This is a genomic window from Persicitalea jodogahamensis (assembly GCF_014651615.1).
In the GTDB taxonomy this organism is placed as follows: domain Bacteria; phylum Bacteroidota; class Bacteroidia; order Cytophagales; family Spirosomataceae; genus Persicitalea; species Persicitalea jodogahamensis.
This window is the reverse complement of the sequence record NZ_BMXF01000002.1, coordinates 1,190,266-1,209,238: the sequence shown is the minus strand read 5'-3', so window position 1 is coordinate 1,209,238 and position 18,973 is coordinate 1,190,266. Positions and strand designations below refer to the sequence as shown.

Below are 18,973 nucleotides of genomic sequence, written 5' to 3'. Positions count from 1 at the left end.
CGTATCCATACGCTGAATATTGAATTATACCCATGAGTCATACACCTAAAAAAGTCTTTGTAGAAGGGCCGATAAGCCCGCAATTTGTGGCCGATTCCATCGCCAAGCATCAGTCCAAAACCAGCATTGGTGCCCACAATATATTTCTGGGGCAAATCCGGGCCGATGAAAAAGAAGGTGGACAGGTTACGGGCATCGAGTACACCGCCTACCCCGAAATGGCCGAAAGCGTTTTTCACCAGATCCGCGAAGCAGCTTTCGGGAAGTTTGAGTTGACCTGCATGCACATTTACCACAGCCTGGGCGTAGTTCCCACCGGCGAAATCAGCCTGTTTGTTTTTGTTTCTTCTCCCCATCGCCGCGCTACGTTTGAGGCGCTGGAATTTATAGTGGAAGAAATAAAGGCAAAGGTGCCGATCTTTGGAAAGGAATTGATTGGTGAAAAAGGAGAATTCGCCTGGAAAGAGAATCGCTGAGGAACGGCTTTGATTTTACCCCTAAAAACGATTGAATGTTACTTTATCTAAAAAAAACTGCGTGGGCATGTGTATTATCCTTGGTGGTGTGCGCAAGCTACGCCCAGTCCGCTGCTACGGACACTTTGCATCTCTTTCTGATCGGAAATAGTTTCTCCCAAAATGCCACCAGGTACCTCCCCCAAATAGTGGCAGATGGAGGCCATGCTCTGGTCATTGGAAGGGCGGAATTGGGGGGTAGTCCGCTAAAAAGGCACTGGGAACACGCCGAAGCGGCAGAAGCAGACTCGCTCGACCCGAAGGGCCGGCCTTATAACGGAAAATCCCTGCGAATGCTTTTGTCCAATGGCAAGTGGGATATCGTCACCATTCAGCAGTATTCCATGCACTCCGCTGCCCCTTCCACGTATGATCCTTACGCCAGGAAACTCTTCGACTACATCAAAGCATTACAACCACAGGCTGAGGTAGTTTTTCATCAAACCTGGGCTTACCGCACGGATGCGGACGGATTTGGCCAGATTGACGACGACAAAACCGCTCAAAACGAGAAGGAAATGTGGGAAAAATCGCGGGCTGCTTATCGCGCAAAAGCGAAAGAGCTGGGCATTCGTGTAATTCCTGTTGGTGATGCTTTCTGGAAAGTTGACTCCGATTCGAAATGGGGGTACCGCAAAGACTCAAATTTCAATTTTGCCAATCCGCAGCAGCCGGCCCTGCCCGACCAAACCCATTCGCTTCATGCCGGGTACCGTTGGACCAACGACAACAAACTGGGCTTTGATTCACATCACGCCAGTGAGGCTGGCTGCTACCTCGGCGGGTTGGTATGGTACGCTTTCCTGTTCAATGAATCACCCACCCGGGTCAGTTTTGTTCCCGAAAAAGTGAGTCCAGATTTTGCCGAGCACCTGAAAGAAGTAGCCGAGGAAACAGTGGCCAGAAGTGGCAAATAAAACAGCTGCTTGCCGATTGAAATCCAATTAACAAATAACCGATTAAGTACGTGGTTGATATTACCCATAAGGCCAATACGCTCCGAATCGCTACCGCCCAGGCCATGGTGCAGGTGAGCAAGCCCGAAACCATCACGGCCATTCAGGAGCGCACAGTTCCCAAAGGCGACGTGTTCGAGATGGCGAAAGCGGCCGGACTGCTGGCCGTCAAAAAGACCCCCGACCTCCTACCCGACTGCCATCCGCTTCCAATCGAGTATACTGGCATTGCCTACCGCATCGAGGATCTGACGATCGTAATCGAAATGACCGTCAAGACGATCTATAAAACGGGAGTGGAAGTAGAAGCCATGCACGGCGCGTCGGTGGTGGCGCTGACGATGTATGACATGCTTAAGCCCATCGACAAGGGCGTGGAGATTCATCACATCAAATTGTTAGAGAAAAAGGGCGGCAAGAGCGATCATAAGGCTTCGATGCCTGACCTCAAAACGGCCGTAATCGTCTGCTCCGATAGTATTTCCCAAGGTTTGGGGGAAGATAAATCGGGTCGGAAAATTATTGACAAACTACAACCTTTCGCCATTGAAGTCAATGATTACAGTATCATCCCCGATGATAAATCCGGCATTCAGGATAAAATAAAGAGTCTGGTTTCGCTGGGTTACCAGCTGATCCTGCTCACCGGCGGCACCGGACTTTCTCCCCGCGACGTTACACCCGAGGCCGTGTCTGAACTGATCGATCGGCCGATTCCCGGTATCGCCGAAATTGCCCGAAAGTACGGGCAGGAGCGCGTTCCTACCTCAATGCTATCGCGCGCCGTGGCGGGTTTGGTCGGGGAAACCCTAGTGATCACTATGCCGGGCAGTACTGGCGGAGTAAGCGAGTACATTGATGTTCTTTTCCCGCACGTTCTGCACGTGTTTGGCGTTATGGAGGGGCAAAAGCACTAGGTTGATCGCTGACAGCATCTAAAAATAAATATCAAAGTACCTGGATAAAGTACCCACATAATCCATTGAATCATCGACACAACGACACCCATAATTGATCAATTCGGTCGCACTCATAACTACCTCCGCATTTCGCTGACGGATAAGTGCAACCTGCGCTGCAACTATTGCATGCCGCACGAGGATATGCAGTTCATGCCGAATGCCTGGCTAATGTCAGCCCAGGAAATTCAGACGATTGCCGGGATTTTTGTGGAGATGGGCGTGCAGAAAATCCGCCTGACAGGCGGAGAACCTCTGGTAAGGAAAGATGTGGGCGAAATTATCAGCTCGCTGGGAAAACTACCCGTTTCACTGACGTTAACAACCAACGCAGTTCTTGTCGATAAGTACCTGCAGACCATGAAAGAGGCAGGTGTCCGCTCGCTGAATATTAGTCTGGACACCTTACAGGAGGAGCGATTTCAGACCATCACCAAGCGCGATCATTTCAAGAAAACGCTCGATAACATTCAACTGCTGCTGGCGGAAGGGTTCAGCGTGAAGCTCAATATGGTCGTGATGCGTGACCTGAACGTCGAGGAGGTCAATGATTTTGTCGAGTTGACCCGAGACCAGCCCAACCTCCACGTTCGCTTCATCGAGTTCATGCCCTTTAATGGCAATCAGTGGGATTTTTCGCGGATGGTATCCTACCAGACCCTGCTCGATACCATCGGCGAGCAATATACGTTTGAAGCGCTGACAGGCGAAGCCAACGATACGGCGCGCTGTTTCCGCATTGCCGGCGGCGCGGGTACTTTCGGGATAATAAGTACCATTACCAATCACTTCTGCGCGGGCTGCAACCGCATTCGCCTCACGGCCGACGGCAAGTTGAAAAACTGCCTGTTCGATACCGGTGAGGTAGATTTGCTCGAAGCCCTGCGGCAGGGGAAAGACATTCGGCCTTTGATCCTCGGCCATTTCCAGGCCAAACACTTCGCCCACGGTGGCCACAGCGATTTCGCCGATAAAGGTGCGAAAGCAGAATACGAAACCAACCGCTCGATGATTGCGATTGGGGGTTAAGCTTCAAGCGGTGATTACCTATGAAAATTATATTTTCAAAATTGTCCTGAGCTTTTCCAGTCTTTCCTCGAAGGAGGCTCCGACAGGTATCTCACGATCACCTACCCACACGCCGTGTCGGCTGATTTTCTGAACGTGCGCCACGGCGACCACGAAGGAACGATGCACTCTGAGAAATTGCTGCTCGGGTAACGAGAGCAGTGATTCGGCGAGGCTTTGTCGGCTGAGGAGTTGCCGATCACGCAAAACGTAATTCACGTAGTTTCCCTCCGCTTCCAGGTAGCAAATATCTTTCAGCCAGACTTTTTCCTGTTCGTAGCCTGTTTTAACAAAAATAAATGGGGCAACTGATGTAGTGTCGCTGAATATGACCGTTTGTCGTAGCTGCTTAACTTCCAACGCCTTGTTACAAGCCTGCGCGAACCGGGCCAGCGAATAAGGCTTGAGCAAATAATCGACCGCATTCAGCTCAAATCCCTTCACTGCGAATTCCGAATAGGCAGTTGAGAAAATCACCATGGGTACTTTTTGCAGACAATCCAGAAGCTCGATACCCGAGATGTCCGGCATTTTAATATCTAGAAAAAGCAGATCGATTCTGTGTTCCTGCAAGTAGGGAATGGCCTCGAAAGCATCGGTAAAAGTGGCGCTCAGCGCGACGAAAGGTACTTTTGCTGCGTGCATCTGAATGACTTCCAGAGCGCGGGGTTCGTCGTCGATGGCTAGGGCGGTGAGCGTCATGCGTACTAGTCTATTTCCAAAACCAATGATACAAAATAATCGCTTTCCGTGGCTTGGATATCGAGGGTGTGGCGGTCGGGATAAAGCAAGTCGAGTCGCTTGCGGACGTTGTCCAGTCCAATACCCGGCTTGTTTTTCTCCGGGTCGTCGCCCGTTTTCCGGTGCAGACTGTTGTGGACTTTGAAGTAAAGCTTGGTGGCATCCAGCGCCAGCGTGATGTACACCCAGGAAGGCTGTCGCAGGCTGATGCCGTGCTTGAAGGCATTTTCCACAAAAGGGTTCAGCAGCATTGGTGCCAGGTACTTGTCCCGTTCCGGCTCCTGAATATTGACCCGAATCTCGATTTCGTGGCCCTCATCCAACCTCATCCGCTGCAAGTCCAGAAAATTGTGCAGGTACTCGATCTCCTTCCGCAGCGGAATGCGCTCCTGATTATTTTCATGCAACATGAAGCGCATCATGTCGCCGAGTTTCTGGATGCCGTCCGCCGTTTTTTCGCTACTTTCTTTCAAAGCCACTGCGTACAGAGTATTGAGCGCATTGAACAAAAAATGCGGGTTGACCTGGGTACGCAGCGTGTCGAGCTCGGTGCTTTTGCGAAGTACCTGAGTTTGAAGCTTTTGGGTTTCTGCAAAAAAATATCGTCTTATGAAAGCTGTCGTTAGGCCAATAGCACTAGGTAGTAAGACGAAAAACAGAAAGGGGTAAGGGGCTCCGCGCGTTACAATCTGTCTCCACAAGAAGAAAAAAAACAGACTACCCAGAGAGTAGCTCAATATTCCCAAAAGATAATACCACTCTGTGTGAGGATTAGACCAATAGCTATCGTAACGGGGAATCAGCAAGTCATAGAAAACATAGTGAAAAAAGACCATGAGCGAAACTAAGACTAAGGTCATGAGTACTCCGCCGCCCATGGCAAAATTGGCAATACTACCTACGAATACCCATAGAAGCAGACATGATCCAGCCAGAGCCAACATCAGGTACTTTAGAATTTGGTGCCGTAGTTGTCCCTGCCCCTCGTACAACTCGATGGTACGGTAATAGAGTTGGGCAAAGGCTTCATAAATTAAAATACTCAGAAGAGCGGTTACTATACTTATCAGCGGGTTATGAACGCCCGACGAGGGCCAAAAGCCGACTATATTTCCCTGGTCATCAGATCTGATCATGATTTCTTTCTTGAAAAAATCGTAGAGCAGGATGCTTCCAATGGTCAACCCTACCGACAACGCTATAAACATCTTCGTTTGGGTATCGTACCGCTTTTCCTTAATCCGGGGAAAGACGTGATAGTGAAAGACATACCACGCAGCCATAAAAAGTACCCCTCCCGCTATGGTTGGAAAAATGACGTTTTGATTGTAGTCAAAAGAAGCTAAATCTCGCAGGATAGTCGAGTTACTTACCCCGGCTTTCTGCACCCTTCCAATATCTATATAGAAGCTCCTGGCCGATTCCAGCAGGCGGCGAATGACGTAAGCCGCAGCAGCGGCCAGGACAATGAAAAGTTCGTAACGGCGGATGGTAGTTATTGAGCGCATAAGGTGTTTTGATTTTTTATTTCAAAACTACGCTTCGCTAACCACCGCAGGGAGAAAATGACGTGAAAGCGAGGGTATTTGGGATGAAACTAAACTTCCCGAAAGTTCAAAAACTTTCGGGAAGTTTTACAGCAATGGATGAGTCGCTAGTGCGAGCCGCCCGGCCGAACCAAAAATCAATTCCTCGGTGGCTTTCCACCCGTCAGCAGTCCCTGCATCCGTTCGAGGGTTTTCTTCTCGCCGCAAAGCGAAAGAAAAGCTTCCCTTTCCAAATCCAGCAAGTACTGCTCCGAAACGGTTTGGGGCTGGCTGAGGTCACCACCACATATGACGTGGGCTAATTTTTTAGCGAGCAGGGCGTCGTGGTCGCTGATGTAGTTGGCTAGGCGCATCTGGGCCACACCCGCCAGGAACAGCGCAATGCCCGTTTTGCCCTGTACTTTGATATCCATTCTGGGCTTGGGCTGGGTGTAGCCATTGTCGGCCAGCTCCATGGCCGCTTGCTTGGCTTCAGCGATGAGGCGGCTGCGGTTCAGAACGATCTGGTCTTTTTCCTGCAGATAGTTCATCTCCATGGCTTCCTGTGCCGAGGTGGAGACTTTTGCCTGAGCGATGTTCATATAGGCGGTTTGCAGGATATTCAGTTCGGTATCACCCGGCTGGTAAAGGTCGGAGCAGCGCGCGGCCATCTCCTTGGTGCCACCACCCGCCGGAATCAGGCCGACGCCCAATTCAACCAGCCCAATGTACGATTCGGCGTGCGCCACTACCTTGTCGGCATGAAGTACCAGCTCGCAGCCACCACCCAGCGTGAGCGTATGCGGAGCCACAACTACTGGAATGGACGAGTACCGCGCTCGCAGGATCGTCTGCTGGAACTGCGCGATCATCAGGTTGATTTCGTCGAATTCCTGTTCGACGGCAAACATGAAGAGCATGGCCAGATTGGCTCCCGCCGAAAAGGCTTCGGTCGATTCATTGGCAATCACCAGGCCCCGGAAATCCTTCTCGGCCAAGCCTATGCCTTTGTGCATGCCTTCGATCACCTCGGCGCCGAATGTGTTCATCTTGGAGCGGAATTCCAGGTTCACAATGCCGTCGCCCAGGTCGTATAGCGCGGCCCCGGCGTTTTTCCAGACAATCTTATTGTCAAGATTTTTAAGAATGATAAAGTTGTCCTGCCCCGGAATTTCTTTGTACGACTTGGTCGGAATGTCGTAGTATTGCTTTCGGCCGTTTTCGACTTTATAGAAACTTTCGTTCCCGGCTTCCAGCATTTCGTAAACCCAGGCCGCAGGTTTTTTACCCTGCTTTTCCATGATCTCCAGCATTTTCCGGACACCTATTGCGTCCCAGGTTTCGAACATTCCCATTTGCCAGCCGAAGCCCGCTGTGATGGCCTGGTCGATGCGGTAGAGTTCGTCCGAAATTTCGGGGATGCGATGCGTGGCGTAGCGAAAGCCGTCGGCGAAAGTCTTTCGGTAAAACTCTCCAGCCTCATCCTTTCCTTCCAGCAACACCCCAAAACGCTTCGCCAGATTGTCGATGGACTTGGTACCTTCAAGCGTGGCAAACTTCACCTTTTCGGAGGGGCGGTATTCAAGGGTCTTGAAATCCAAAGCCAGGATGACCGATTTGCCGCTTTCGTCCTTTATTTTTTTATAAAAACCCTGGCCCGACTTATCGCCTAGCCATTTTTTATTGAAAAGCTCCTGCATCACGCCTGGCACCACGAACGCTTCCCGCGACTCGTCAGTTTCGGCTCCCGATTCGTATAAATTATTGGAGACGTGTACCGTCGTGTCCAGCCCGACTACATCCGAAAGCCGGAAAGTACCTGACTTGGGACGTCCTACCACGGGGCCGGTCAGCTTATCTACCTGCTCGACGGTCAGGCCCATTTCTTCTGCCACCCGGATAGTCTGCACCATGGCGTAGATGCCCAGGCGGTTAGCGATGAAGCCGGGCGTATCCTTACACAGCACCGTCGCTTTGCCCAAAAACAAATCGCCGTAGTGCATCAGGAAGTCAACAATTCCCGGATCGGTCTGCGGACCGGGAATAATTTCTAACAAACGCAGGTAGCGCGGCGGGTTGAAGAAGTGGGTACCACAAAAATGCTTCTGAAAATCCTCGCTCCTGCCTTCCGACATGAGGTGGATGGGAATACCCGAGGTGTTGGAACTGACCAGAGTACCCGGCTTGCGCAGTTTGTCGACTTTCTCGAACAAGCCCTGCTTGATATCCAGCCGCTCCACGATGACCTCGATGACCCAATCGTAGTCTTTTATCTCCGCCAGATTGTCGTCGAAATTGCCCAGCCTGACACGGCTGGCAAATTCGGGACTATACAGTGCGGCGGGAGAACCTTTCAGGGTACTTTGAAAAGATTCGGTAACCAGGCGGTTTCGCACGGCTGGGCTCTCCATCGTTAACCCTTTGGCCTGTTCGGCAGGAGTAAGTTCCCGGGGGACAATATCTAACAAAAGCACCTGCACGCCGATGTTGGCGAAGTGGCTGGCAATGCGGGAGCCCATGATGCCCGAGCCAAGAACGGCTACTTTTTTGATCGTACGATTCATTTTTGTTCAGTGGTTTGTTGGTTTAGCCGTTTAATTGGATAGTCCCTGGATTGACGATTTGGCATGAGTTCTCAAGACAAAACATCCCAACGCCTAAACAACTAAACGATTTTTGTTTTCTGGTTTTCACTATCCACCAGGTTGTTGATTTCCTTGATAACCTCTAAAAAAACCGTCAGCTTTTCAGCCGGGATTTTGTCGCGGATGATTTCATTGAAACGGATAACTCCCGTGCGCGCCTGTTCGCGTTTGGCTTTCCCTTCATCGGTTAGCGTGATGCGGACAAACCGTTTATCGACACCGTCTACCTCCCGTCGTATCAGTCCCTTTTCTTCCAGACTTTTCAGCATCCTGACCAGGCTCCTGGGCTCCATACCCAGCAATGGGGCGATTTTGGTAGCCGGAGTGCCCTTTTCGATATCGATGTTCAATAGCACATAACCAACCGCCATCGTCATATCGTATTGCGCGGCGTAGTTGTTGTACATCCGCGAAATCGAATGCCAGGCCCATTTAATATGGAAGTCAACTGTTTTTTCCTTACGCATCGGGGTTTTCGTTAATAAAGCAGCAACCCATCGATTACTACACGGGTATTCACAAATGTAATGAATTTTGCAGGTAGTATGCAAGCATACTGTTATTTGTAAAGTGTGTGTTTCATCGAAATCGCCAAATGATTGTCCGCGCGTTTGGTGGTTAGGGAAACGACCTTTACTTTTGTGACGGATACTTTACCAATGATTCCTATGAACTTTAAAAAAACAGCCGCATTCGTCGCCGCCATGGCATTTCTGACCTCATGCGAATACCAAAAATATAATCACGCCGAGCAAATCGATGTGCGGGCCAACAGCGAGTACGTATACGGAGTACACCCGGATTCAGCGGCGCGGCAATTGAGCAACAAATACGCAGAGCAACCCGAAATGGAACTTCGCGCCAACGCCATCCGCGAGAAGATGTTCAGCGGAAAAACCAGCGCTGTAGCGACGAAATAATTCGTTCAAATTTATACTATTACCTGAAAGCAGGATCTCAAAAAGAGGTGCTGCTTTTTTCATTATTTCAATAGGGAAAAGTTTTAAGCTGGCTCTCCTGTCAGCAAATCATCAAATTGATTGCCTCCATCTTTTGGGACAATTGAATTCTATTGATTTACTTTACATTTCTTTTTTAAGTCTGAAATAGCACTTTTCCCATACAATTACCACAAGAAAAGCATTCTAACCCATGAACATTGCCCTGGTAACCGGCTCGGCCGGACTGATAGGAAGCGAGTCGGTCGCTTTCCTGGCCGATAAGTTCGACCTGGTCGTCGGCATAGATAACAACCTCCGCCAGTACTTTTTTGGCGAAGACGGCAACACCGCCTGGAATCGTAACCGTATTGAAGAAGCCCACAGCAACTACAAACACGAAAGTGCTGACATTCGCGAAGTAAGCCAGCTGGAGCCTATTTTCAAGAAGTACGGTACTGACATTAAAATGATTGTCCACACCGCTGCGCAGCCTAGTCACGACTGGGCCGCCAAAGAGCCATTCACCGATTTTGGCGTGAATGCGGTAGGGACCATCAATATGCTGGAAATGACGCGACTGAATTGCCCAGAGGCGGTGTTCATTTTCACGTCGACCAATAAAGTATATGGCGACAATCCCAACTACCTTCCGCTGGTAGAGCTGGAAACCCGCTGGGAAATCGCCGAAGACCATCCCTATTTTGAAAATGGAATCGACGAACAGCACAGCATCGATCACACCAAGCACTCGATTTTCGGCGCATCCAAGGTCGCGGCAGACGTGATGGTGCAGGAATACGGACGGTACTTTGGCATGAAGACGGGCGTGTTCCGGGGCGGGTGCCTTACTGGACCCAACCATTCGGGGGCGCAGCTGCACGGCTTCTTGGCCTACCTGATGAAATGCGCCATCACGGGCAATCATTACACGATTTTCGGGTACAAGGGCAAGCAGGTGCGCGACAACATCCACAGCCACGACCTGGTGAACATGTTCTGGCATTTTTATCAGGACCCCAAGCCGGGCGAGGTGTATAATGCGGGTGGCGGACGCTTTGCCAACTGCTCGATGATCGAGGCCATCGCACTTTGTGAACAGATTTCGGGCAAGAAGCTATCGCACTCCTACTCGGAAACCAACCGCTCGGGCGACCATATCTGGTACATCAGTGATCTCTCGAAGTTCAAGTCGCACTACCCCGGCTGGAACTGGGAGTATGGCCTGGAAGAAACATTAACACAAATTCACGACGGAATCGCAACGCGTTTGGCGACTAACCCCGCTTAACCAAAACCTACTTCCTCCCGCCCCATGTCCGCAAAATACATTATTCTGATTCCGCAATTCAACGACTGGGAGGCGCTGAATTTGCTGATCGAGAAAATTAACAGCGACGTTGCGGGCGACATTCTTGCCCACACGTCGCTGTTGGTCGTGGACGATTGTTCACCGTTGGATCGGACAGAGTCTTTTACGGCCTTCCAAGGCACGGGCATTCAGGTTCTGCGACTATACCGCAACCTTGGACACCAGCGCGCCATTGCCATCGGGCTATCCTACATCGCTACAGAACTGAGCTGTGAGAAAGTAATTGTGATGGATGCCGACGGCGAAGACGCTCCGCGTGACATCAACTTGCTTTTCGCCAAATCCGCCCAGCAACCCGACACCATTATTTTTGCTCAGCGCAGCAAGCGGCAGGAGAGTTTTTTGTTTCAGTTCTTCTATAGAATCTATAAGGCCGTTTTCAAACTCCTGACGGGCAAGGTGATTACTTTCGGAAATTTCAGTCTGATTCCGCAACGACGTTTGCAAAACCTGGTGCGGGTATCGGAGATCTGGAACAACTACCCCGGTGGAGTGATTCGCTCACGCATTCCCTACGATGGTGTACCTATTGAGCGTGCCAAGCGACTGGCAGGCAATAGTAAGATGAACTTCGTATCGCTGGTCCTGCACGGGTTGAGCGCCATTTCGGTGTTCATCGATGCAACAGCGGTACGCATTCTCATCTTTTCTATTTTTATGTCGGGTTTTGCCGTGTCAGTCATCCTTGTCATTCTATTTTTGAAGATGATTGGCAACGCTACGCCCGGCTGGGCTTCCACGCTAAGTACCACGCTGCTGATTGTGATGCTGCAATCGTTCCTGATCTCGTTATTTCTGGTATTTATGGTGCTGCAATACCGCACACAGCAACATTTCATCCCGGCTATCCACTACCGAGACTTTGTGGAGAGCGTCGAAACCGTCGCCTAGCCATGCTCACTTTCGACGCTTCGCCGACCGTTTACTGGGCATTGGCCTACGCGCTAACAGGATTGGTAATCGGTTCTAATCTCAGAAAAGACCTCCCAACCTGGCTCTATCTCATGGGTTGTCTTGCAGTGTTTGTGTTGATGCGGCTGCCGTCGGTGTTGTTTAACCGCGAGCTGAATGCCGATGAGAGCCAAATGCTGAGTCATGCCATCACGCTTTTTCAGGACCCCATATACTGGCACTCGGTGGACGGCACGACCATTGGCCCACTCGACAACTATCTGCTCGTACTTCCGCGGTTATTCGGAATTCAGCTAGACTACACTTCGGCCCGTATCATGGGGTTGTTATGTAGTATAGGCTCGCTGCTGTTCTTCTTTATCGCTTCGAGGCGCTGGTTTGGTGAAACCACGGCGCGGGTGGCGCTGTTGTTGCCGCTGGTCTTCCTGGCATTCACCCAGGAAACCGACTACGTACATTATTCAAGCGAGCAGTTGCCGCTGCTGCTGCTGAACATCTGTCTGGCGCTTTTGGCCGCATTATCCCAAAAGAAAAAGGAACTTTCCTTCCAGGAAAAAAAAGCACCCGTCTGGCCAGCCTACATGCTGGGTTTCATCGCCGGGATGCTTCCTTTTGCCAAGCTACAGGCCGTTCCGCAAGCACTTTTGCTGGTAGCTGGCGGGGTTTATTTCACGTATCAATATCATATAAAAAACAAAAATCCCAAGCCGCTACTACTTCTCGTCCTTGGAGGCATCTCATTCCCGGCTATGGCTTTGGTCTGGATGCTGGTTCAAGGGATTTTTCAGGATTTTATTGATTTCTATATTTTAGGAAATGCCGTGTACGCCGGAGGCAGCGGTATCGCCGATATTCCTACCCAATTCGGCAAACTGGTTCTGTTGAGTCCTGATTTCCTGGCTTTGCTGGGTGCAATAGCACTCGTTACTTTACTGGGAATATTTACCGAAAATCGTGAGTTGGTCAAACCTCACTCAGTTCCCAGTCTGTCCATTTCCATTCTAATACTGGGCTATGGATTGGTAGCGGTGTATGCCGCCACAAAATCGGGCAACCTGTTCGTGCATTACCTCAACTTTTGCGTTTATCCGCTGGGGTTGGCAGCAGCACTCGGCATTTCAAAAATAGATCGCAAGATGAATTTTGCATTGGTTGGGCCTTTGCTGCTGCTGGGCTGGTTTGGAGTGCAGGATGCGATTGGGTTTTATAAAACCCGCCAGCTCAATTCCTTTGTATCGGTTGGAGCGAGAACTCTGCCAGAAAGCCGGATCGTGCAGACCATGCGGCCTTATGTTAAGCCGGGCGATCAGATGGTTGTCTGGGGCTGGCAGTGTCGCTATTATGTGGAGGCGCAGTTACCGCAGGGAACCGCCGAAAATCATTCAGAGCGGTCGATTTACCAGCATCCATTACGGGAAGAATATCGCACCAGGTACCTCAGCGACATGAAGCGTAATCGTCCGGCTATATTCATTGACGCCGTAGGCAAAAACAGTGTATGGTTAGGCGACAAAGCCACGCAAGGGTACCAATCCTTTCCCGAACTGGCAGCTTATGTGGATAAAAACTACCAGTATTTGGGAGAGGCAGACGACGCGAGGCTCTTTGTAAGGAAAGATAGATCGAGTCCTAAAAAGAAGTGAGCGATTTATCGTAACGATACTCGCTCTCCTGCAATCATTCTTCACTGGTTCTCGGCAACCCGGTTAACATTAAGTCGTTTAGCGTCGTTTCGTCCAGAACTGCCAGATTGGCGTCACGCCATTTTTCCATTACGTTCCGAAGCGCGCAGGCTTCTTCGTCGGCGCAGTCATCACATTTTCCATAGAAAAACAGCGACACGCAAAGCGTCGGAGCGATGGGGCCGTCGATCACCCGCAGAACTTTGGAGAACTTCACCTCACCGGGCGGCACGCGAAGGAAATAGCCGCCGCCTTTGCCCTTCTGACTTTGCAGAATGCCGCTATTTCGTAAATCCAGCAAGATTGCTTCTAAAAATTTACGTGGAATTTTCTCTTTTTCGGCAATGTACGAGATCAGCACGGGTCCTTTACCATAATTTTCGGCCAGGACTTTTAGTGCTTTCAGGGCATACTTCGCTTTTTTGGAAATCATGGTTGAGCAGTGTACTTGAAACGACCGGCTTGGGACAAACCACCAGGTAGCCTTATTGAACCAGGATAAAAAATTATTTTATATCCTATGAAGCATGTAGACCAAAAGTACTAAAAAAAGCCGGTGGTGGCGAGCGGCCTGCCGGATTGGAAGCCGACCGGTTACTTTTAAGCGAAAGTCAAATCACTTGAAGAACTGCTGAGGATCGGGCATTTTGGCTTTCATCAACTCCACAAACTGGAAATCCACCGTCGAAAAGTTGAGTTTGCGTGCCCTGTGAAGCGCCTCCCAGGCTGCCGGAAGATTATCGCGGTGGTACTCGGCCAGGGCCAGGTTAGAGAAGGTCTGGGCGTAAGTCGTATCCAGCGAGGCCGCCCGCGTCAGCAACCTATAGGATTCCTGAAGATCCTCCTGTTCGTTGTCTTTGGCAAAGTGACCTAGTTCTACCGTTGCCAAATCGACAATGAGGGGTACATTGTCGGGAGCAATGTTGGCACCCCGACGAAGCATTTGCTCTGCTTTTTCCCAATCGCTTTTTTGATAGGAGATCACCCCCAACCCCCAGTAAGCATCCACATTCTTTTCATCGAGCAGGTACGCCAGGTTGAAACGATAGGCGGCAGTGTCGAGCTGTCCTTCCTGCACATATTCCCAGGCGCGGGCCGCGAAGAACGCGCTGGCCTCATCCCGGCTTGCGAAAGATTTGTCGCACTCACTCAGAAACTTTATCTCATCCTCAATTTGCTTGGAGGTCTTGCGCTGCTCGCCGAACAATGGGGCTACACGCCGCTCCGCCATAGTGAGTTCTCTCGGTGGAGAAGACACGTTGGTATCTAGCGAACGGTTATTGCTAACGTACTGCATCGTCTGGGACCATCCCATGACGGGAAGCAAGAGAAATAGAATCTGAATTGGAAATTTCATATTATTCAAAGCGAAATCAATATAAAAGGAGAGGGCGATGTCGCAGCAAATCAAACGCCTCGTTGCCGCTAAATATTGTCCTACCGGCGACGGGGTGGCCGCGGGCCACCTTTCCTGCGTGACTTATGGTTAGCCCGGCGAGCTGATGAGCTGGCTTTGACAGGTGGTTTTTTCTTTTCGTGAAAAGCGCCCTGAAAAGTGGGGTCTTCGCGCCGGCGCTGCTCGTCGATTTCACGTAGCTGGTTTTGGTTTTCTTCACGGGGTGTTTCCAGCACCGTAAGGTTGGCGGGCAACGGCTGACGCGGAATATCCGTGCGGATCAAGCCTTCGATTTTCTTGATGTGATATTCGTCGGGCGGTGTCAGGAATGTGATTGCGGCGCCCGCATGATTCGCGCGCCCCGTCCTGCCGATCCGGTGTACATAATCTTCGTAAATGATTGGTACATCGAAGTTTATCACGTGGCTTACTTCCGTGACGTCGATGCCGCGCGATGCTACGTCGGTGGCCACTAATACCCTGATTTCACCCTCCCGGAAGGCATCCATTGCATTGATGCGTGTATTCTGTCCTTTGTTGGCATGGATAACCCTGACATTTTCTTCTTTCAGTACCTTTCGGGTCAGGAATTTAAATACATTGTCGGCAGTGCTCTTGCTGCGGGTAAAAATCAGCACCCGGCTGAAATCCTCATTCTGGGTGAAGAGCAGTTCCAACAAATTGATCTTGGTCAGGAAATTAGGTACCTCGTAAAGAGACTGCGTTACCATTTCGGCGGTGGTGGCCTGCGGTGTCACTTCCACCCGCATCGGAAATTCCAGAAACTCGTAAGAAAACTTCTCGACCTTTTCCTGAAAAGTAGCCGAGAAAAGCAAATTCTGCCGTTTTGTGGGAATTACTTCCAGAATCCGCCGAATCTGTGGCATAAAGCCCATATCCAGCATTTTGTCGGCCTCATCCAGCACCATGGTCTTGATGTGCTTCAGGACGATTTCTTCCTTGGCGTACAAATCCAGAAACCGTTGCGGCGTACTGACCAGAATATCTACCCCTTGCCGTAAGGCCTCGGTCTGCGCTCGGGGGCCCACGCCACCATAAAGCGCCACGATGCGCAGATCGGTGTAACGGCTTAGTTCCTCGGCCGCTTTGGCAATCTGCATCACCAGCTCGCGGGTAGGTGCCAGAATCAGGGCACGCGGATCAGCGCCCTGCGCGTACTTGACTTTCATGAGCAGCGGCAACACGAAAGCAGCCGTTTTGCCCGTTCCGGTCTGGGCAATGCCAAGCACGTCGTGGCCTGCCATAGCCAGCGGAATGGCTTGTTCCTGAATGGGCGTGGGTTCAGTATAGCCCGCGTCGGCGATGGCATCGAGCAGTTGGCGGTTGAGCTTGAACTGCTCGAAAGGGTTAGCGTGGGTTTCCATGTAGCAAAGGTACGAAATCCTGAGCGGGACTAAGCTTCCTACAAAATCCCGAGGTCGGCCAGTATCTTTTTCGTAATCTCCTTTCGCTGATTGCCGAAGTCGTCGCTCTGCTGCGCGTCGGGCTGGTACAGACGTGTGGCAAAAAAATAGGCGTTGTCTTTCGTTTCGACATAGCCGACATACCAGCCCACGTGTGTGGGCTTGGTGTCGGCCCAGCCCGTTTTAGCCCGCAGGACGTATTCGTCAGTCCTTTTTTCTACCATAATTTCTTTACCAATGCGGTAAGTGCGGGCGCTGAACGGCGCCGTTTCGGCTTGTATTTTTTGTAAAACTTCCAGTTGATTTTTGGGCGAAATTTTAAGGCTCGACCCCAGCCAAAACATCGTCAGCCCGGCGCTGATGTCCTGATTGCCGTAGCCGAGTGCCTTCAAGTACTCGTGGTACCGCTTCTCCCCTACTTTCTTCGCGATTTCCTGATAAAACCAAAAGGCGGAGTTCTTGTAAGCCTGGTCCAAATCATAATCTTTTTCCCAGATTTTGAGACGCTTTGGCGTCCCATCCCATTTAATGATTTCTTTTTCATCCGCTACGGCCTTTTCTTCCAGCGCAATGAATGTATTGGGTACTTTAAATGTAGAGGCGGGCGAAGTCGCTACGGTAAAATCGGCTTTGTCGGTCGTGGCGTATTCCTTTTTGTTCAAATCATACAGACTGAAACTACCCTTGAAGCCCGCTTCTTTAAAATAGTGTTCGAATTGGGGAAGGACTTTTTGAGCTACAATTGTGTGACTCAGAACAACTAGTAACAGGAAGAGAAATATTTTTTTCATTTTTATAATTCACAAATAGTTCTGAAAATCTAAAAGCAACGGCAAAATTCTGCGGGTGACTAGTGACCTGTTTTGCTTTTCATTATAAAGCTTGCTGCCCCGATAGCCCCGGCCATGTCGCCGAAGTGGGCTTGCTCGATGGGGGTAGTTTTACCGCCAGGCCGCCATTCATAAACATCCAGAAAGGCTTTTAACGGCTTAAAAAGAGCATCATCGGCCAGAGTGATGCCTCCCGCCAACACGATGCAGTCCGGTGAAAAAGTGTTTACCAAAGAATTCAACCCGACCGCCAGAGCCTTGACAGACGTCAGCCATACGTAAGTAGCGAAAGGCTCACCTTTCCGGTAAGCTTCCACAAGTTCCCAGGTGGAAGTGTAGCGTCCGCGGCTGCGCCGTTCGACGGAATAGTTGCCTATGGCATACTCCAAACTACCCGGTGCGCCCACAATGCTGCATTCATCGTCGTGCGCATTAACGGTAATGTGTCCAATGTGGCCCGCCATTTGAGAGAGGCCCTGGTATAGTTCGCCATTGATAAACAGCCCGCCACCAACGCCCGTGCCCAACGTTACCAGGACGACATTTTTGTGGCCTCTGGCTACGCCGAAGGCTGCCTCTGCCATCAAAGCGGAGTGGGCGTCGTTGATAACTTTCGTAGGGAGCCCCAGGTAATCGCCCCACATGAAGTTTACTAAACCCGGCAGCCGATTGGGCAGATACGCGATGCAGCGATTGGCCTCATCGGGCAAGCCGGGAGCCGAGAGGCCGATGCCCGCAATAGGAGCCTGCCAGAAGCGCTGGAAATAGTGCGCCATTTCCCGCACGTTTTCACGCCAAAGCCGTTCCGGGTCGTCATGGGTTGGGATATAATGCTGCTTCAAAATCTCGCCGGATTCATCGACCAGCACGCCTTTAATTGTGGTCCCGCCCAGATCAATGCCGATGAAAACCATAGGTTGTTTGTTTGTGCAGGGGTTGAACTATCTAGCCAGGCAGGCGAGGCGGATTGAATTCCTGTGCCTGAGAAATCATATAGGGCACTGAACCAGGCACTGCCTCAACATGGTGAATTGCTATTGGAGCAAAAGCAATACTGATAAATGCCAAAGCAACGCTGCAATGGACTAGTACTGTCCCTCCGATAAGCTCCAGCCACCGTCCACGGTCAGAACTTGCCCTGTGGTGAAGCGAGAGAAATCAGACATGAAATAGACTGCTGCGCCATCAAGGTCGTTGGGCTGACCGATACGGCCGCCGTCGAGCGGTTGTTTGGTTTTAATAAATTCCTGAATATCGTCATCTTCCGAGGCCCGCTTGGCCATTGGAGTATCCATCAGAGCAGGAGCCAATACGTTGATTCGGATATTGTGTTTGGCGTAATAAGCCGCGGTGGATTTGGTGAAGCCGATGACCGCCGACTTGGCCGCCGCATAGGCGTGGGTGGTAAAGTGCTGCGGTGAGGGGGAGTTACCCAGTACCGAACCCATGTTCAGTATCACGCCCCCCCGATTCATGCCGACAAAAGCCCGGATGGCCGCCTGATTGGAAAGCATCAGGCTGGTGAGGTTCAGGTTGAGCGTTGTATTCCAGCCGTCCAGTGTCAATTCGTGCAGGGGGCCATCACCGAATTTGCGGCCGCTGCCACCCGCCACATGGTAGAGACCATCGAAACTACCAAATTCGCGCACACACAGCTGAATAGCCTTTTGGGCCGTCTGTGCATCGGTTGCGTCCCCTTGCTTGGCGCGGGCATTCTGGCCCAAATCCACCTCAGCCATCAGGCAACTTTCAGGATTGCGCCCGATGACCACTACGTTGGCCCCGTGCTTCACGAATGCTTTCGCCGCCGAGAGTCCCAGTCCCGTGGTACCGCCGATTATTACGATTGATTTGTTGGTAAGCCAATTGTTCATTTCTTGTGTGAGTTGTTAAGTGAAGCGAGATGATGGATTGAAGGAATAATGAAGTTCTGCCGGCATCAACCCACATAGTTCTCACACCCCCGTGTTTCCTTTCTTCGCCTTGCAAGGATAAACAATCTTGGGCAA

18 protein-coding genes are annotated in these 18,973 nt (G+C 50.8%); 8 read left to right on the top strand and 10 right to left on the bottom strand.

Annotated elements, in window-relative coordinates; translation table 11 throughout:
* The first annotated feature begins 32 nt into the window (after positions 1–32).
* The 4 genes from IE117_RS15200 (at position 33) to moaA (ending at position 3,459) form a co-directional block, all read left to right on the top strand.
* Complete coding sequence (locus IE117_RS15200) at positions 33–476, top strand: molybdenum cofactor biosynthesis protein MoaE (RefSeq protein WP_189565280.1); 444 nt, start codon at positions 33–35, stop codon at positions 474–476.
* Between the two features lie 35 nt (positions 477–511).
* Positions 512–1,432, top strand: a complete 921-nt coding sequence (locus IE117_RS15195) for a DUF4886 domain-containing protein (RefSeq protein ID WP_189565279.1) — start codon at positions 512–514, stop codon at positions 1,430–1,432.
* A gap of 50 nt (positions 1,433–1,482) precedes the next feature.
* Entirely contained in the window at positions 1,483–2,388 is a 906-nt protein-coding gene (moaCB, locus tag IE117_RS15190) for a bifunctional molybdenum cofactor biosynthesis protein MoaC/MoaB (protein ID WP_189565278.1), read from the top strand.
* Between the two features lie 69 nt (positions 2,389–2,457).
* Positions 2,458–3,459, top strand: a complete 1,002-nt coding sequence (gene moaA, locus IE117_RS15185; protein ID WP_308439291.1) for a GTP 3',8-cyclase MoaA — start codon at positions 2,458–2,460, stop codon at positions 3,457–3,459.
* A gap of 27 nt (positions 3,460–3,486) precedes the next feature.
* Here the strand turns inward: moaA and IE117_RS15180 are convergent, their stop codons facing one another.
* The 4 genes from IE117_RS15180 to IE117_RS15165 all read right to left on the bottom strand — a co-directional run bounded on the left by IE117_RS15180 (position 3,487) and on the right by IE117_RS15165 (position 8,877).
* Positions 3,487–4,200 (bottom strand): LytR/AlgR family response regulator transcription factor, encoded by a 714-nt coding sequence (locus IE117_RS15180; protein ID WP_189565277.1) that lies wholly within the window; start codon positions 4,198–4,200, stop codon positions 3,487–3,489.
* A gap of 5 nt (positions 4,201–4,205) precedes the next feature.
* Positions 4,206–5,747, bottom strand: a complete 1,542-nt coding sequence (locus IE117_RS15175; RefSeq protein ID WP_189565276.1) for a sensor histidine kinase — start codon at positions 5,745–5,747, stop codon at positions 4,206–4,208.
* A gap of 176 nt (positions 5,748–5,923) precedes the next feature.
* Complete coding sequence (locus IE117_RS15170) at positions 5,924–8,329, bottom strand: 3-hydroxyacyl-CoA dehydrogenase/enoyl-CoA hydratase family protein (RefSeq protein WP_189565275.1); 2,406 nt, start codon at positions 8,327–8,329, stop codon at positions 5,924–5,926.
* Positions 8,330–8,430: 101 nt separating this feature from the next.
* Entirely contained in the window at positions 8,431–8,877 is a 447-nt protein-coding gene (locus IE117_RS15165; RefSeq protein WP_189565274.1) for a MarR family winged helix-turn-helix transcriptional regulator, read from the bottom strand.
* Between the two features lie 201 nt (positions 8,878–9,078).
* On the opposite strand from IE117_RS15165, the gene IE117_RS15160 reads away from it, so the two are divergent.
* The 4 genes from IE117_RS15160 to IE117_RS15145 all read left to right on the top strand — a co-directional run bounded on the left by IE117_RS15160 (position 9,079) and on the right by IE117_RS15145 (position 13,275).
* Positions 9,079–9,330 (top strand): hypothetical protein, encoded by a 252-nt coding sequence (locus IE117_RS15160; RefSeq protein WP_189565273.1) that lies wholly within the window; start codon positions 9,079–9,081, stop codon positions 9,328–9,330.
* Positions 9,331–9,562: 232 nt separating this feature from the next.
* Positions 9,563–10,639, top strand: coding sequence for an NAD-dependent epimerase/dehydratase family protein (locus IE117_RS15155; RefSeq protein ID WP_189565272.1), 1,077 nt, complete (start codon positions 9,563–9,565; stop codon positions 10,637–10,639).
* 24 nt (positions 10,640–10,663) lie between these two features.
* A complete protein-coding gene (locus IE117_RS15150) occupies positions 10,664–11,611 on the top strand; it encodes a glycosyltransferase (protein ID WP_189565271.1) in 948 nt (315 codons plus the stop codon).
* Positions 11,612–11,613: 2 nt separating this feature from the next.
* Entirely contained in the window at positions 11,614–13,275 is a 1,662-nt protein-coding gene (locus IE117_RS15145) for a hypothetical protein (RefSeq protein WP_189565270.1), read from the top strand.
* Positions 13,276–13,309: 34 nt separating this feature from the next.
* Here IE117_RS15145 and IE117_RS15140 read toward each other — a convergent pair whose 3' ends face one another.
* The 6 genes from IE117_RS15140 to IE117_RS15115 form a co-directional block, all read right to left on the bottom strand.
* Complete coding sequence (locus IE117_RS15140) at positions 13,310–13,747, bottom strand: RrF2 family transcriptional regulator (protein ID WP_189565269.1); 438 nt, start codon at positions 13,745–13,747, stop codon at positions 13,310–13,312.
* A gap of 183 nt (positions 13,748–13,930) precedes the next feature.
* Complete coding sequence (locus IE117_RS15135; protein WP_229580912.1) at positions 13,931–14,671, bottom strand: tetratricopeptide repeat protein; 741 nt, start codon at positions 14,669–14,671, stop codon at positions 13,931–13,933.
* Between the two features lie 80 nt (positions 14,672–14,751).
* Positions 14,752–16,095: a DEAD/DEAH box helicase gene (locus IE117_RS15130; protein ID WP_189565268.1), complete on the bottom strand. Its 1,344-nt coding sequence runs from the start codon at positions 16,093–16,095 to the stop codon at positions 14,752–14,754.
* A gap of 38 nt (positions 16,096–16,133) precedes the next feature.
* Positions 16,134–16,925 (bottom strand): class D beta-lactamase, encoded by a 792-nt coding sequence (gene blaOXA / locus IE117_RS15125; protein WP_189565267.1) that lies wholly within the window; start codon positions 16,923–16,925, stop codon positions 16,134–16,136.
* Between the two features lie 59 nt (positions 16,926–16,984).
* The gene (locus tag IE117_RS15120) at positions 16,985–17,878 is read right to left on the bottom strand and encodes an ROK family protein (RefSeq protein ID WP_189565266.1); all 894 of its coding nucleotides are present in this window, start codon (positions 17,876–17,878) and stop codon (positions 16,985–16,987) included.
* Positions 17,879–18,049: 171 nt separating this feature from the next.
* A complete protein-coding gene (locus IE117_RS15115) occupies positions 18,050–18,838 on the bottom strand; it encodes an SDR family NAD(P)-dependent oxidoreductase (RefSeq protein ID WP_189565265.1) in 789 nt (262 codons plus the stop codon).
* Positions 18,839–18,973 lie beyond the last annotated feature (135 nt).

What these genes read in the sequence shown, in the direction of transcription:
- IE117_RS15200 (WP_189565280.1), top strand. Translation starts at nt 33, where the DNA reads ATGAGTCATACACCTAAAAAAGTCTTTGTAGAAGGGCCGATAAGCCCG.
- IE117_RS15195 (WP_189565279.1), top strand. Translation starts at nt 512, where the DNA reads ATGTTACTTTATCTAAAAAAAACTGCGTGGGCATGTGTATTATCCTTG.
- IE117_RS15180 (WP_189565277.1), bottom strand. Translation starts at nt 4,200, where the DNA reads ATGACGCTCACCGCCCTAGCCATCGACGACGAACCCCGCGCTCTGGAA.
- IE117_RS15175 (WP_189565276.1), bottom strand. Translation starts at nt 5,747, where the DNA reads ATGCGCTCAATAACTACCATCCGCCGTTACGAACTTTTCATTGTCCTG.
- IE117_RS15170 (WP_189565275.1), bottom strand. Translation starts at nt 8,329, where the DNA reads ATGAATCGTACGATCAAAAAAGTAGCCGTTCTTGGCTCGGGCATCATG.
- IE117_RS15165 (WP_189565274.1), bottom strand. Translation starts at nt 8,877, where the DNA reads ATGCGTAAGGAAAAAACAGTTGACTTCCATATTAAATGGGCCTGGCAT.
- IE117_RS15160 (WP_189565273.1), top strand. Translation starts at nt 9,079, where the DNA reads ATGAACTTTAAAAAAACAGCCGCATTCGTCGCCGCCATGGCATTTCTG.
- IE117_RS15155 (WP_189565272.1), top strand. Translation starts at nt 9,563, where the DNA reads ATGAACATTGCCCTGGTAACCGGCTCGGCCGGACTGATAGGAAGCGAG.
- IE117_RS15150 (WP_189565271.1), top strand. Translation starts at nt 10,664, where the DNA reads ATGTCCGCAAAATACATTATTCTGATTCCGCAATTCAACGACTGGGAG.
- IE117_RS15145 (WP_189565270.1), top strand. Translation starts at nt 11,614, where the DNA reads ATGCTCACTTTCGACGCTTCGCCGACCGTTTACTGGGCATTGGCCTAC.
- IE117_RS15140 (WP_189565269.1), bottom strand. Translation starts at nt 13,747, where the DNA reads ATGATTTCCAAAAAAGCGAAGTATGCCCTGAAAGCACTAAAAGTCCTG.
- IE117_RS15135 (WP_229580912.1), bottom strand. Translation starts at nt 14,671, where the DNA reads ATGAAATTTCCAATTCAGATTCTATTTCTCTTGCTTCCCGTCATGGGA.
- IE117_RS15130 (WP_189565268.1), bottom strand. Translation starts at nt 16,095, where the DNA reads ATGGAAACCCACGCTAACCCTTTCGAGCAGTTCAAGCTCAACCGCCAA.
- blaOXA (WP_189565267.1), bottom strand. Translation starts at nt 16,925, where the DNA reads ATGAAAAAAATATTTCTCTTCCTGTTACTAGTTGTTCTGAGTCACACA.
- IE117_RS15120 (WP_189565266.1), bottom strand. Translation starts at nt 17,878, where the DNA reads ATGGTTTTCATCGGCATTGATCTGGGCGGGACCACAATTAAAGGCGTG.
- IE117_RS15115 (WP_189565265.1), bottom strand. Translation starts at nt 18,838, where the DNA reads ATGAACAATTGGCTTACCAACAAATCAATCGTAATAATCGGCGGTACC.